The 14,613-nt window shown below is 65.2% G+C and carries 11 protein-coding genes; all 11 read left to right on the top strand.

The genetic code is table 11. The annotated features are described in order from the left end of the window. The first annotated feature begins 36 nt into the window (after positions 1-36). The 11 genes from AC5PZ0_RS22485 (at position 37) to AC5PZ0_RS22435 (ending at position 14,507) form a co-directional block, all read left to right on the top strand. Positions 37-753, top strand: a complete 717-nt coding sequence (locus tag AC5PZ0_RS22485) for a response regulator (RefSeq protein WP_099428974.1) — start codon at positions 37-39, stop codon at positions 751-753. A 5-nt stretch (positions 754-758) separates the two neighbouring features. Next, entirely contained in the window at positions 759-1,532 is a 774-nt protein-coding gene (locus AC5PZ0_RS22480) for a substrate-binding periplasmic protein (RefSeq protein WP_027593674.1), read from the top strand. Next, entirely contained in the window at positions 1,529-3,781 is a 2,253-nt protein-coding gene (locus tag AC5PZ0_RS22475) for an ATP-binding protein (RefSeq protein WP_493855758.1), read from the top strand. The genes AC5PZ0_RS22480 and AC5PZ0_RS22475 overlap by 4 nt, the downstream gene beginning before the upstream one ends. Before the next feature lie 196 nt (positions 3,782-3,977). Continuing rightward, the gene (locus AC5PZ0_RS22470; RefSeq protein WP_027593672.1) at positions 3,978-5,387 is read left to right on the top strand and encodes an amino acid permease; all 1,410 of its coding nucleotides are present in this window, start codon (positions 3,978-3,980) and stop codon (positions 5,385-5,387) included. A 229-nt stretch (positions 5,388-5,616) separates the two neighbouring features. Continuing rightward, complete coding sequence (locus AC5PZ0_RS22465) at positions 5,617-6,411, top strand: enoyl-CoA hydratase/isomerase family protein (protein WP_099428976.1); 795 nt, start codon at positions 5,617-5,619, stop codon at positions 6,409-6,411. A gap of 27 nt (positions 6,412-6,438) precedes the next feature. After that, positions 6,439-7,599 carry an acyl-CoA dehydrogenase family protein gene (locus AC5PZ0_RS22460; protein WP_099453726.1) on the top strand — a complete coding sequence of 387 codons (1,161 nt, stop codon included), beginning with the start codon at positions 6,439-6,441 and terminating at the stop codon, positions 7,597-7,599. A gap of 18 nt (positions 7,600-7,617) precedes the next feature. Beyond that, positions 7,618-9,735: an acetate--CoA ligase family protein gene (locus AC5PZ0_RS22455; protein WP_493855757.1), complete on the top strand. Its 2,118-nt coding sequence runs from the start codon at positions 7,618-7,620 to the stop codon at positions 9,733-9,735. Next, entirely contained in the window at positions 9,728-11,335 is a 1,608-nt protein-coding gene (locus tag AC5PZ0_RS22450; RefSeq protein WP_493855756.1) for a 5-guanidino-2-oxopentanoate decarboxylase, read from the top strand. The genes AC5PZ0_RS22455 and AC5PZ0_RS22450 overlap by 8 nt, the downstream gene beginning before the upstream one ends. A 34-nt stretch (positions 11,336-11,369) precedes the next feature. Further along, positions 11,370-12,599, top strand: a complete 1,230-nt coding sequence (alr, locus tag AC5PZ0_RS22445) for an alanine racemase (protein ID WP_493855755.1) — start codon at positions 11,370-11,372, stop codon at positions 12,597-12,599. Between the two features lie 22 nt (positions 12,600-12,621). After that, complete coding sequence (locus AC5PZ0_RS22440) at positions 12,622-13,809, top strand: pyridoxal phosphate-dependent aminotransferase (protein WP_265969771.1); 1,188 nt, start codon at positions 12,622-12,624, stop codon at positions 13,807-13,809. Continuing rightward, positions 13,806-14,507, top strand: coding sequence for an NAD(P)H-dependent oxidoreductase (locus tag AC5PZ0_RS22435; RefSeq protein WP_099428981.1), 702 nt, complete (start codon positions 13,806-13,808; stop codon positions 14,505-14,507). The genes AC5PZ0_RS22440 and AC5PZ0_RS22435 overlap by 4 nt, the downstream gene beginning before the upstream one ends. Positions 14,508-14,613 lie beyond the last annotated feature (106 nt).

Raw genomic sequence — 14,613 nt, 5'->3', positions numbered from 1 at the left:
TGTAGAACAAACCAGTAAAAAAAGAGACTTCACGCAATGACGCCTCGGGTATTGATCGTCGATGACGATCCGCTTATTCGTGACTTGCTGCAGGCCTATCTGTCCCAGGAAGGCTATGACGTGCACTGCGCCGACACCGCAGAAAAGGCCGAGGCATTGCTCGGCAGCCAGGACGTCGACCTGGTGCTGCTGGACATTCGCCTGCCCGGCAAGGACGGCCTGACCCTGACCCGCGAGCTGCGGGTGCGCTCGGAAGTCGGCATCATCCTCATCACCGGGCGCAATGACGACATCGACCGCATCGTCGGCCTGGAGTGCGGCGCCGACGACTACATCATGAAACCGCTCAACCCCCGCGAGCTGGTGTCCCGCGCCAAAAACCTGATTCGCCGTGTACGCCATGCCCGCGAGGTGCACCCGGCGCCCGCCTGCGCGCAGTCGCTCAAGCAATTTGCCGACTGGGCACTGGACACTGACCGTCGACGCCTGATCGACCCGCGTGGCGGGCAAACGCTGCTGACCCATGGCGAGTTCCAACTGCTCAGCGTCTTCCTGCGCAACAGCGGCCACACCCTGAGCCGCGACCAGTTGATGGACCAGATCCGCAACCGTGAGTGGGTACCCAACGACCGCTCCATCGACGTGCTGGTCGGCCGCCTGCGCCGCAAGCTGCATGACGACCCGGCCGAGCCGCAACTGATCATCACCATTCATGGCACCGGCTACCTGTTCACCGCCAGCGTGGCCGCGTGAGCACCCTGCGCCGCCTGCTGGCGCTGGCGGTGCTGGTACCAGGCTTGCCAGCAGCGGCGGCTGAGCCGGTGCGCTACTGCGACTACCCCGTGTACCCGCCGATTTCCTGGAGCGATGGCCACCAGGTGCGCGGCCTGGCGCCGACGGTGGTGCGGGAGCTGTTTGCACGCATGGGCCGAGAGGTGCAAACCGTGGTGCTGGGCAACTGGAAGCGCTGCCTGATGGACGCTGCCGCCGGGCGGGTGGACGTGGTGCTGGCCTACGACAGCGACCAACGTGACCAAGGCATGCGTTTTTCGTCGGTACCGGTGATACGTGAAGAGGTGGCGGTGTTTTTCAATCGCCGCCGGCCCGTGCAGTTTCAGCACCTGGAAGACTTGGCCGGGTACCGTGGCGGCTTGCTCTACGGTGAAAGCTACGGCGCCGACTTCGACCGTTTTGTCGCGCGCCACCAGAACATCGAGCGGGTGTCGTCCAGCCAGCAGAACTTCGGCAAGCTGATCCGTGGGCGCATCGACTTCGTGATCCAGGAGCGGCGTACTGGCGAGCTGTTCATCGAGCACCTGCCCGGCGCCGAAGACATCCGCGCCTTGCCGGCCGCGCTGAGCGTGGACTACCTGCGCGTGGCGGTGTCGCGCCAGTCCTCCCTGAGCCAGCACATGGACGAGATCGACCACCAGTTGCGGCGCATGCACGAAGCTGGCGAGATCGACCGCTGGCTGGAGCAGAGCGAAGTGACCTACCGCGACATGATCAACCTGCCGGCGGATGCCCGATGATCCGCCTGCGCACCGACGGCCTGTTGCGCCGCCTGCTGCTGTTTATCCTGCTGTTCAGCCTGTGCTTCACGGTGCTGGCCAGTTCCGTGCAGCTGTATTTCGAGTACCGCCGCGAGATGCGCGACATCGAGGCGCGCATGGCGTTGATCCGCGCGGGTTACCTGGCCAGCCTGGAGCGCAGCTTGTGGGACCTCGACGAAGCGCAACTGGATGTTCAATTGCGTGGCCTGGTGGACTTTTCAGATGTGGCGCGGGTACGTCTGCTCAGCGATGACTTCACCCTGTTGCGCGGTGAAGCCGAGCCTAAGGGGCCACTGCGCATCGAGCGTTTCCCGCTGGATTACCAGCCACCGTCGGGGCCGGCACGGCACCTTGGCGAGCTGGAGGTGAGCATCGACCTGGGCGCGGTGCACCGGCGGCTGTATGCCACGGGCCTGGCCAGCCTGTTGTGGATGGGGGTGTTTCTGTGTGGCCTGGCGGTCGCGTTGTCTGGCTTGTTCTACCGCTTGGTGACGCGCCATTTGCAAGTCATGGCCGAGTTTGCCCGGCGTATCGGGGCCGGGCACTGGCAGGAGCCGCTGCGCCTGGATCGCCGCCGTTCGGCGCATGCCGATGAGATCGACACCGTGGCGCATGCACTGGACGACATGCGCCGGGCCATCCTCAGCGACATCGAGCGCCGCGAGCTTGACCGCGTGGCCCTGCAGGACAAGCGTGACGAGCTACAGGCCATGGTCGAGCGGCGTACCGCGAGCCTAGCCCGGGCCAAGGATGAGGCCGAAGCCGCCAACCTGGCCAAGTCACGCTTTTTGGCGACCATGAGCCATGAGCTGCGCACGCCGCTGAATGGCATCCTCGGCATGGCCGAACTGCTACGTGGCGCCAGGCTCGATGCGCTCGACCGGCAACGCCTACAGGCTTTGTACAAGGCGGGCGAAGGGCTGTTGGCCATTCTTAACGAGGTGCTTTGCTTTGCCCGTCTCGAAGAGGGCGAGAGCCAGGCCGAAATGCTCGGTTTCTCACTGCGCCAGTTGTGCACGGAGGTGCTGGCATTGCTCGAACCAATGGCCTTGGAACGCGGCGACACCCTGCACGTGGAGGTCGATGAGCAACTGGCGGCGCATCAGCATGGCGCCGAGCAGTACCTGCGCCAGGTACTGAGCAACCTGCTGGCCAACGCCATCAAGTTCACCGCGCACGGCCAGGTCGAACTCAGGGTGCAGGTGCTGGCCAGCGATCAGAGCGGGCAGCGCTTGCGCGTATCGGTCAGTGACAATGGTATTGGCATCGAACCGGCCATGCAGGCGAAGATTTTTGACCGTTTCGTGCAGGCCAGCGAAGCGGTGGCCCGGCGCTATGGTGGCACTGGCCTGGGCTTGGCGATCTGCAAGCACCTGGTGGAAAAACTTGGCGGCCGCATCGGCCTGGACAGCGTACCGGGGCAGGGCAGCTGCTTCTGGTTCGAGCTAGACATGGCGCGTGGGCAGCCTGCCGTTGCCCATGAGCCGGCATGCTCGGCGTCGGCCAGCCTGCGTATCCTGGTGGTCGAGGACGTGGCGTTGAACCGTGAGGTGGCGGGTGGGTTGCTGGTACGCGATGGCCACCAGGTGTGCTTTGCCGAGGATGCCGAGCAAGCCCTGCAAGCCTGTGCCCAGCAGCGCTTCGACCTGATCCTGCTGGATGTGCACTTGCCCGGCTTGAGCGGGGTTGAGTTGTGCCGGCGCATCCGCGCCACCCCAGGGCCAAACCGTGGCAGCCGGATCCTGGCGCTGACTGCCGGGGTGCAACCGGCGCAAGTCCCCGATTACCTGGCCGCAGGCATGCAGGGAGTACTGGCCAAACCGCTGCGCCTGGAGCACCTGCGCCAGGCCCTGGCCGAGGTTGCGCCTGCCCCGGTGGCTGCACCTGGGTCGGGCATGGACTGGTCACTGCTGCAAACCCACCGCAGCTTGCTGGGCGAGCAGAAGTTGCAGGCGCTGCTGGCAGTGCTGCGCCAATCGATCGAGCAGCACGCCACGGCGCTGGCCGAAGCCTTGCAGGCACGCGACTGCGCTGCAGTGTCGCACTTGGCGCACCGCCTGGCGGGCAGTTGCGATTCCCTCGGCTTTGCTGGCCTGGCTGGCGTGTTGCGCCGCCTCGAAGACGCCGCCCAAGGCCAAGATGAACAGGCGCTGCTGGCGCTCAGCGAGCCACTAGCGGCAGAGCTGGAACAGGCCCGCACCACCCTGAAACAGTTGATTCAGAGCTGACGTACAAAAAACTTACGACTTTTTACATCTTTGATCGGTTCGTACAACGGCACCTTACATCCGTTTCCAATAATCGATGGCAACCGTGTTGCACGCGGTCCATGAGGCTTATTGGAGATAACAATAATGACATGCCGTAGCGCTCAGCCCCTCCTTGAACAATCGTTTTGCACCCCCTGCTACAGCGGGGTGAACCATGACTGACACCCACGAAGGCAAAATCCAGCTGACCCGCGCGCTGAAAAGCCGGCACATCTTCATGCTGTCGCTGGGCGGCGTGATCGGCACCGGGCTGTTCATGGGCTCGGGCGTCACCATCAACCAGGGCGGGCCGGTGGGGGCGATCCTGGCCTACCTGGTGGCGGGGCTGTTGATGTACCTGGTGATGGTCTGCCTGGGCGAGCTGTCGGTGCAGATGCCGGTTTCCGGTTCGTTCCAGGCCCATGCCACCAAGTTCATCGGCCCAGCCACAGGCTTCATGATTGGCTGGGTGTACTGGATGAGTTGGGCCACCACGGTGGGCCTGGAGTTCACCGCTGCGGGCATGCTGATGACCCGCTGGTTCCCCGAGGTGCCAATCTGGTATTGGTCGGCGTTGTTCGTGGTCGTGCTGTTCGGCCTCAATGCTCTGGCCACACGGGCCTTTGGCGAGGCGGAATACTGGTTCTCGGGGATCAAGGTGGCGACCATCCTCGGCTTTATCGTGGTCGGCCTGCTGGTGATCTTCGGCGCCATCCCGCTGAACAACGGGGCGCCGGCACCGATGCTGAACAACTTGGTGGGCGAGTCGCTGTTCCCCCATGGCCTGTCGGCGGTGTTCGCGGTGATGATGACCGTGGTGTATGCCTTTCAGGGCTGCGAAATCATGGGCGTGGCGGCCGGTGAGACCGAGCACCCGGAAAAGAGCATCCCCCGGGCCGTGCGCAACGTGGTGTTCCGCGTGCTGATCTTCTACGTGCTGGCGATTGCCGTGCTGTCGGCCATCGTGCCGTTCGAGCAGGCCGGGTTGATGGAAAGCCCGTTCGTGCAGGTGTTCGACATGGTCGGCATTCCCTACGCGGCCGACCTGATGAACTTCGTCATCCTCACCGCCATCCTGTCGGTGGGTAACTCCGGGCTGTATGCCTCCACGCGCATCCTCTGGGCCATGTCCAAGAGCGGCATGGCACCCAAGAGCCTGTCGCCGCTGAGCAAGCGCGGCGTGCCACTGCGTGCCCTGAGCATCACCCTGTGCTTTGCCCTGGTGTCGCTGATGACCAGCTTCGTGGCTGCCGACACCTTGTTCATGGTGTTGATGGCCGTGAGCGGCATGTCGGGCACTGTGACCTGGATCGTCATCGCCCTGGCGCAGTACCGGTTCCGCAAGGCGTACCTGCGTGATGGCGGGCAATTGCAGGACCTCAAGTACAAGGCGCCGCTGTACCCCTTGGTGCCGCTGTTGTGCATCACCCTGTGCTGTTCGCTGTTCGTGTTTCTGGCCATCGATGAGACCCAGCGGCCGTCGTTGTACTGGGGCTTTGGTTTCATTGCCCTGTGCTATGCGGCGTATTACGGGGTGAACCGCCGGCGGCAAGGGGCCTTTGCGCCGAGTGCGCCTGGGGTTTGACGCCGCTTGTTGGGGGCAGCCTTGTGCTGCGAAGAGGCCGGTGCAGGCATCAACATTGTTTTGAGCCTGCACTGGCCTCTTCGCAGCACAAGGCTGCTTCTACAAGGGAAGCGCAAGGGTTTTGATCCGAGTTGTGCAAAGTTGTAACAACCCATCCCGCCTTGTTGAACACTCGTTTAGTATCACCTTCATCACGTCCTCCACCCCAATAACAACAGCGAGGCCTCCCATGACCACCCCGTCATCGTCAGTGTTGAGCAAGGTCGAAGCCGGCGTTGCCTGGCTCACCCTCAACCGCCCCGAGCAGCGCAACGCACTGGACATTCCCAGCCTCAAGCATCTGCATGCCCTGCTCGACACCTGCAACAGCGACCCCGCCGTCCGTGTGGTGGTGCTGACCGGCAGCGGGCGCAGCTTCTGTGCCGGCGCCGACCTGGCGGAGTGGGCCGAGGCCGAGGCCCGTGGGGCACTGGAAAGCTACGGCTGGACCGAGACCGCCCACGCCCTGATGCTGCGCCTGCACAGCCTCGACAAACCGACCCTGGCCGCCATCAACGGCACCGCCGTCGGCGGCGGCATGGACCTGAGCCTGTGCTGTGACCTGCGCATCGCTGCTGCCTCGGCACGCTTCAAAGCCGGATACACCAGCATGGCCTACAGCCCCGATGCCGGCGCCAGCTGGCACCTGCCACGGCTGATTGGCAGCGAGCAGGCCAAACGCCTGTTGTTCCTCGACGAACTGTGGGGCGCCGAACGGGCCTTGGCGGCAGGGCTGGTGAGCGAGGTCTGCGCCGACGAGCAATTGCCTGCGGTGGCCGCTGAACTGGCGGGCCGCCTGGCCAACGGCCCGACCTTCGCCTACGCGCAGACCAAGCGGCTGATCCGCGAAGGCGCCCAGCGCACCCTGGCCGAGCAACTCGAAGCCGAGCGCCAGGCCGGCTTGCTATGCGGGCGCAGCCAGGACGGCGCCGAGGCGCTCAAGGCCTCGGTAGAACGGCGCCCAGCACACTTCGTCGGCCAATAACCCGTTACCTCTTCAGGACCTTCGCAGATGAATTTCCAACTGACCCAAGAACAAGAAATGTTGGTGGATGCGGTACGCAGCTTCGTGGCCAAGGAACTGCTGCCCCATGAAGAAGCGGTAGACCGTGCCGACGCGGTGTCGCCGGAACTGGCTGCGCAGATCCGCGGCAAGGCCATCGCCGCCGGGTTCTATGCCTTCAACATGCCTGAAGAAGTCGGCGGCGGTGGCCTCGATTATCTGTCCCAAGCGCTGATCGAGCGCGAGTTGTCCAAGGTTTCCTGGGCGCTGCACGTGTTTGTCGCACGCCCGTCGAAGATTCTCATGGCCTGCAAAGACCAGCAGATCACCGACTACCTGCTGCCGTGCGTGCAGGGCGAAAAGACCGATTGCTTCGCCCTTACCGAGCCTGGCGCGGGCTCTGACGCCAACGCCATCAAGACCCGCGCGGTGCGCCAGGGCGATGACTTCGTGATCAACGGCAGCAAACACTTCATCAGCCACGCCGGGCATGCCGACTTCGCCATCGTCTTCGCGGTGACCGACACCTACGAGCACAACGGGCGCAAACGCAATGCGGTCACCGCCTTGCTGGTCGACCGGGACACCCCCGGCATGACCATCCGCCGCGGGCCCAAGTGCGTGAGCAACCGCGGCTACCACACCTACGAGCTGTTCTTCGACGACTGCCGGGTGCCAGCCAGCAACGTGCTGGGCGAAGTCGGCAAAGGCTGGGAGGTGGCCAACGCCTGGCTTACCGCTGGCAGGGTGATGGTTGCCGCCAACTGCGTCGGCCAGGCCCAGCGAGCATTGGACGCATCGCTGCAGTGGGCCGCCGACCGCAAGCAATTTGGCCAGCCCATCGGCAGCTACCAGGGTGTGTCGTTCAAGCTGGCAGACATGGCCACGCAGATCCGCGCCGCCGAACTGCTCACCCTGCACACCGCCTGGAAGATGGACCAGGGCAGCATGACCGATGGCGAAGCGGGCATGGCCAAGCTGTTTGCCAGCGAAGTGCTGGGCAAGGTCGCTGACGAAGCCGTGCAGATTTTTGGCGGCATGGGCCTGATGGATGAGGGGCCGGTCGAGCGCATCTGGCGCAACGCCCGCATCGAGCGGATCTGGGAGGGCACGTCGGAAATCCAGCGGCACATCATTTCCCGTGAGCTGCTGCGCCCGTTGCTGCGCTGATCGACCTGGAGACTCAGCATGTCGCATTCCAATCGTGACAACCTCAAGCGCCTGCTGGCGCCACGGCACTTGGCCTTCGTGGGTGGGCGCAGCATGGCCCGTGCCCTCAAGCGCTGTGCCGAAGGCGGCTTTGCCGGCCCGCTGTGGCTGGTCAACCCGCAACACGCGAGCCTGGAGGGCATCCCCTGTGTGGCGCGGGTGGCAGACCTGCCATGCGCCCCAGACGCGGTGTTCATCGCCACGCACCGTGAGCTGACCCTGCAGTGTGTCGCGGAACTGGCTGCCATCGGTGCCGGTGGCGCCATCTGCTACGCCTCGGGCTTCGCCGAAAGCGGTGAACAAGGCCGCCTGTTGCAGCAGCGCCTGCTTGAGGCCGCCGGCAGCATGGCCTTGCTTGGCCCCAACTGCTATGGCCTGCTCGACTACTTGCACGGCGCGGCCCTATGGCCGGTGGCCCATGGCGGCAAGCAGGTGGAGCAGGGCGTGGCGATCCTGACCCAGAGCGGCAATTTTGCCTACAACCTGTCCATGAGCGACCGCTCGCTGCCGGTGGCCTACATGGCATCGGTCGGCAACCAGGCGCAGTTGGGCGTGGCCGAGTTGATGGACGTGCTGCTCGACGACCCACGGGTGACTGCTATCGGCTTGCACCTCGAGGGCCTGAAAAACGTGCCGGGCTTTGCCCGCGCCGCCTACAAGGCACTGCAACAGGGCACCCCGATCATTGCCCTGAAAACCGGCGTGTCGCAGATCGGCGCTGAACTGGCGCTCAGCCACACCAGTTCGCTGTCAGGCTCCGATGCCCTGTACGACAGCCTATTCCAGCGCCTGGGTGTGATCCGCGTGAGTGGCCCGGTGAGCTTCGTCGAGACCCTCAAGGCTGCCGCCTGTGGCCGTTTGCCGGCCGGCGACCGGCTGATCGCCCTGGCCTGTTCGGGCGGCGATGCGGGCTTGATCGCCGACTACGCCGAGCGCAACCAGTTGCGCCTGCCCGCGCTGGCGCCAGGGCAGGTGGGGGCACTGGCCCAGGTACTTCCGTCCTACGCCAACCTGGTCAATCCGCTGGACTTCACAACAGCGATCTGGGGCGATGAAGTGGCCCTGCAACAGATGCTCGACAGCACCCTGGGCGCTGACACCGATGCCGCCATGCTGGTGCTCGACTACCCCGCAGCGTTCACCGGTGAGCGCAAGGAATGCGACCTGTTGCTGGCGCTTTACTGCGACGCCCTGGCGCGCCACGGCAAGATCGGCTTCGTCACCTCGGCGTTCCCCGAGCTGTTGCCAGCCTCGGCCCGTGAGCGCCTGCATGCCCATGGCATCGCCGCGCTGCAAGGCGTGGAAGATGGCCTGGCAGCGTGGGGGCGGATCGTGGCCTATCAGCGCAACCGCCAGCGGCTGCTGGAACAGGGCGAGGCGGCGCAGGTGCCGCTGTGCCCACGGCCCCTCGCAGGTGAAAGCCGCCTGCTGGACGAATGGCAGTCCAAGCAGGCCCTGAGTGCGTTTGGCCTGCCGGTGCCAGGCGGGGTGCTGAGTACCCCGGAGCACGCGCTAAACGATGCCAACCGCGTTGGCTACCCGCTGGTGCTCAAGGCGGTCAGTGCGCAGTTGCCGCATAAGACCGAAGCCGGTGCGGTGGCGTTGAACCTGCGTGATGGCGCAGCGCTGCAGGCCGCCCTGGCGCAGATGCGCCAGCGCATCGACGCCTATGCGCCGGGGGTGGCGTTCGACCAGGTCTTGCTCGAACCCATGGCGCCGCCGCCCTTGGCCGAGTTGATCGTCGGCATCAAGCGTGAAAACGACTTTGCCCTGGCTTTGGTGATCGGGGCGGGCGGTGTGCTGGTGGAGCTGCTTAAAGACAGCGTCAGCCTGTTGCTGCCCACCACCGACAGCGCCATTCGCGCAGCACTGCTTGGCCTGCGCAGCGTCAGCCTGCTGCAGGGTTTTCGGGGGCGCCCGGCTGCCGACCTGGATGCCCTGGTGGCGGCGATCCGCGCGGTGGCCGACTACGCCTGCGAAAACGCCGGGCAGCTGCTGGAACTGGATGTGAACCCATTGATGGTCGGTGCCCACGGCACCACCGCGGTCGATGCGCTGATCCGCCTCGGCCAGCTGCAAGGAGATCAGCATGAATGAGCACTCGATGACCGCCGGCCAGGCGCTGGTACGGCTGCTGGCCAACTATGGGGTGGATACCGTGTTCGGCATCCCAGGGGTGCATACCCTGGAGCTGTACCGCGGCTTGCCCGGCAGTGGCATCCGCCATGTGCTGACGCGGCATGAGCAGGGCGCGGGCTTCATGGCCGATGGTTACGCCCGGGTCAGCGGCAGGCCGGGCGTGTGTTTTGTCATCACCGGCCCAGGCGTGACCAATGCCGCCACTGCCATCGGCCAGGCCTATGCCGACTCGATCCCGTTGCTGGTGATATCCAGCGTCAACCACACCGCCAGCCTGGGCAAAGGTTGGGGCTGCCTGCACGAAACCCAGGACCAGCGCGCCATGACCGCGCCGATCACGGCGTTCTCCGCCGTGGCACTGAGCGCTGAAGACCTGCCCGAGCTGATTGCCCGTGCCTGGGCAGTATTCGACAGCGAACGCCCGCGCCCGGTGCACATCTCGGTCCCGCTGGACGTGTTGGCCGCGCCGGTTGCCCGCGACTGGAGCGACGCGGTGGTACGCCGCCCTGGGCGCGGCCAGCCAGACCGGGGCACGCTGGAGCAGGCCGCGCTGAAACTGGCCGCAGCGAAACGGCCAATGATCATCGCCGGCGGTGGCGCACTGCAGGCCGCCGCGCAACTTGCGCAGTTGAGCACCCGCTTGGCAGCGCCGCTGTTCACCAGCGTCGCTGGCAAGGGCCTGCTGCCGCCTGAGGCGCCATTGAATGCGGGTTCTAGCCTGTGCGTCGCGCCGGGCTGGCAGATGATCAGCGAAGCCGATGTGGTGTTGGCAGTGGGTACCGAAATGGCCGATACCGACTTCTGGCGCGAGCGCCTGCCGCTCACGGGTGAGTTGCTGCGAGTCGACATCGACCCACGCAAGTTCAACGATTTTTACCCGTGCGCGGTGGCCTTGCACGGCGATGCTCGACAGACCCTCGACGGTTTGCTGGCGCACCTGCCCGAGGTCGAACGCGACCCTTGCCAGGCCATCGAAGCGGTGGCTGGCCTGCGCCAGGCCATTCGCACCGGGCACGCACCGTTGCAGGCCATCCACCAGGCCATTCTCGACCGCATCGACGCGGTGCTGCCAGACGACGCGTTCATCAGCAGCGACATGACCCAACTGGCCTACACCGGCAACTACGCCTTTGCCAGCCGGGCGCCGCGCAGCTGGTTGCACCCCACCGGTTACGGCACCCTCGGCTATGGCTTGCCGGCGGGTATCGGCGGCATGCTCGCCACTGACCATCGCCCCGGCCTGGTGCTGGTGGGCGACGGCGGTTTCCTCTACACCGCCCAGGAACTGGCCACCGCGGTCGAGGAACTGGACCGGCCGTTGGTGGTATTGCTGTGGAACAATGACGCCCTTGGCCAGATCCGCGACGATATGCTCGGCCTGGATATCGAACCGGTCGGCGTACTGCCACGCAACCCTGATTTCATCGGCCTGGCCCGTGCGTTTGGCTGCGCGGTGCGTCAGCCACGTGACCTGGATGCCTTGCAGGCTGACCTGGCCGACGGCTTCGCCACGCCAGGCGTGACCTTTATCGAGCTCAAACATACCTGCGTCTGCTGACCGCAGCGCATCGTCCATAACAAGAGAAACCTCCATGCAATTTCGCCGCACGCTCCTCGCTGCCTCCCTGGCCCTGCTGATCACTGGCCAAGCCCCGCTGTATGCCGCGCCGCCGCTGTCGATGGACAACGGCAGCAACGCGCTGACCGTGCAAAACAGCAACGCCTGGGTCGAGATCAGTGCCAGTGCCTTGCAACACAACATTCGCACCCTGCAAGCGGAGCTGGGTGGCAAGTCCAAGCTGTGCGCCGTGCTCAAGGCCGACGCCTACGGCCACGGTATTGGCCTGGTGATGCCGTCGGTGATCGCCCTTGGCGTGCCTTGCGTGGCGGTCGCCAGCAACGAGGAAGCCCGCGTGGTGCGGGCCAGCGGCTTCACCGGGCAACTGGTGCGGGTACGCCTGGCCAGCCTGAGCGAGCTGGAAGATGCCCTGCAATACGACATGGAAGAGCTGGTCGGCAGCGCCGAGTTCGCCCGCCAGGCCGATGCCATCGCCGAGCGCCATGGCAAGACCTTGCGCATTCACCTGGCGCTCAACTCCAGCGGCATGAGCCGTAACGGCGTGGAAATGGCCAGCTGGAGCGGGCGAGGTGAGGCACTGCAGATCACCGACCAGAAGCACCTCAAGCTGGTGGCGTTGATGACCCACTTCGCCGTGGAAGACAAGGATGACGTGCGCAAGGGCTTGGCAGCGTTCAACGAGCAGGCCGACTGGTTGATCAAACATGCCAAGCTCGACCGCCGCCAACTGACCCTGCACGCCGCCAACTCGTTCGCCACCCTGGAGGTACCGGAAGCACGCCTGGACATGGTCCGCACCGGCGGTGCGCTGTTCGGCGACACCGTGCCCGAGCGTACCGAGTACAAGCGTGCCATGCAGTTCAAGTCGCGAGTGGCGGCGGTGCACAGCTACCCGGCTGGCAACACTGTCGGCTATGACCGCACCTTCACCCTGGCGCGCGACTCGCGCCTGGCCAATATCACCGTCGGCTATTCCGACGGCTACCGCCGGGTGTTCACCAACAAGGGCCATGTGCTGATCAACGGCCACCTCGTGCCGGTGGTGGGCAAGGTATCGATGAACACCTTGATGGTCGATGTCACCGACTTCCCCGACGTCAAGAACGGCAACGAAGTGGTGCTGTTCGGCAAACAGGCCGGTGGCGAGATTACCCAGGGCGAGATGGAGGAAATCAACGGCGCATTGCTGGCCGACCTCTACACCGTGTGGGGCAGCTCGAACCCCAAGATTCTCGTCGATTGACCGCATTTGAAGGGAGACTGCCATGCGCTATGCCAAGCTGACCCAACGCATCGCCGGTGACGGTGCTGCCGCCTGGGACATCCACTACCGCGCCCTGGCGATGCAGGCCGAGGGCAAGGACGTTTTGCTGCTGTCGGTGGGCGACCCGGACTTCGACACCCCGGCCCCCATCGTTGAAGCGGCCATCGACAGCCTGCGTGCCGGCCACACCCATTACGCCGATGTACGCGGCAAACTCGCGCTGCGCCAGGCCATTGCCGATCGTCACCGGCAGCGCAGCGGCCAGCCCGTCAGTGCTGACCAGGTCACGGTACTGGCGGGTGCCCAGTGCGCTTTGTTCTGCGTGGCCCAGTGTGTGCTCGACCCGGGTGATGAAGTGATCGTCGCCGAGCCGATGTACGTCACTTACGAGGCGGTGTTCGGTGCCTGTGGTGCCACGGTGGTGCCGGTGCCGGTCAAGCCGGAGAACGGTTTTCGGGTGTGCCCGCAGGACGTGGCCGCGCGCATCACCCCCCGCACCCGCGCCCTGGCCTTGAACAGCCCGCACAACCCCTCGGGCGCGAGCTTGCCGCGCTCGACCTGGGAGGCGTTGGCCGAGCTGTGCATCGCCCACGACCTGTGGCTGATCTCCGACGAGGTGTACAGCGAACTGCTGTACGAAGGCGAGCATGTCAGCCCGGGCAGCCTGCCCGGCATGGCCGAGCGCACCGCGACCCTCAACAGCCTGTCGAAATCCCATGCCATGACCGGGTGGCGGGTGGGCTGGGTGGTGGGCTCGCCTGAGCTGGCCACGCACCTGGAGAACTTGGCGCTGTGCATGCTCTATGGCTCGCCGGACTTTATCCAGGACGCCGCCGTGGTGGCCTTGAATCAGCCCTTGCCCGCCCTTGAGGCGATGCGCGAAGCCTATCGCCAGCGCCGGGACCTGGTGTGCGAACAGCTGGCCGGTTGCCCGGGCGTCAAGGCGCTCAAACCCGACGGTGGCATGTTCGTGATGGTCGATATCCGCGAAACCGGCCTCAGTGCCCAGGCCTTCGCCGACCGCCTGCTGGACCGCGAAGGCGTATCGGTACTGGCGGGAGAAGCCTTTGGCCCGAGCGCCGCCGGGCATATTCGCCTGGGGTTGGTGGTAGGCGCCGAAGCCTTGGCCGAGGCGTGCCAGCGCATTGCCCGGTGTGCGGGTGAACTGATGCAAGGAGAACTGTCGTGAATGTATTGATCGTCCATGCTCACCCCGAGCCGCAATCCTTCACCGCCGCCCTGCGTGACCAGGCGGTGGCTACCTTTCGCGCCCAGGGCCATGCGGTCAAGGTCAGCGACCTGTATGCCATGGGCTGGAACCCAGTGGCCAGTGCGGACGATTTCGCCACGCGGGAGAACCCCGAGTACCTGGTGTATGCGCTGGAGCAGCGCCTGGGGGTAAAGAGCGGCGCCATTGCCGCAGATATCCAGCAAGAGCTGGACAAGCTGTTATGGGCCGACTTGCTGGTGCTGAACTTCCCAGTCTTCTGGTTCTCGGCGCCGGCCATGCTCAAGGGCTGGATCGACCGGGTGCTGGTGTCGGGTGTCTGTTATGGCGGCAAGCGCTTCTACGACCAGGGTGGGCTGGCCGGCAAGAAGGCACTGGTGACGGTGACCCTTGGCGGGCGTGAGCACATGTTTGGCGAAGGGGCTATCCATGGGCCGCTCGAGGACATGTTGCGGCCGATTCTGCGGGGGACGCTGGCGTACGTTGGCTTCGACGTGCTGCCGCCGTTCGTGGCCTGGCATGTGCCGTATATCAGCGACGAAGCGCGCCAGGGTTTTCTGCAGCAGTACCAGCAGCGCCTGGAGCAGTTGGCGGATGATCAGCCGCTGGTGTTCCCGCGGTTGGCGCAGTTCGATGAGGCGTTGTACCCGCTGGCGTGAATCAACCCGAGTTTGAGTCGATTGATCCGGCCCTATCGCCGGCAAGCCGGCTCCCACAGTTACCGCACCGACTCTGAATTGTGTGCGATACCTGTGGGAGCCGGCT

This window comes from Pseudomonas sp. 5.2 (genome assembly GCF_059025405.1).
Note: the sequence above shows the minus strand (reverse complement) of the source record. Positions and strands in the feature narration are given on the sequence as shown.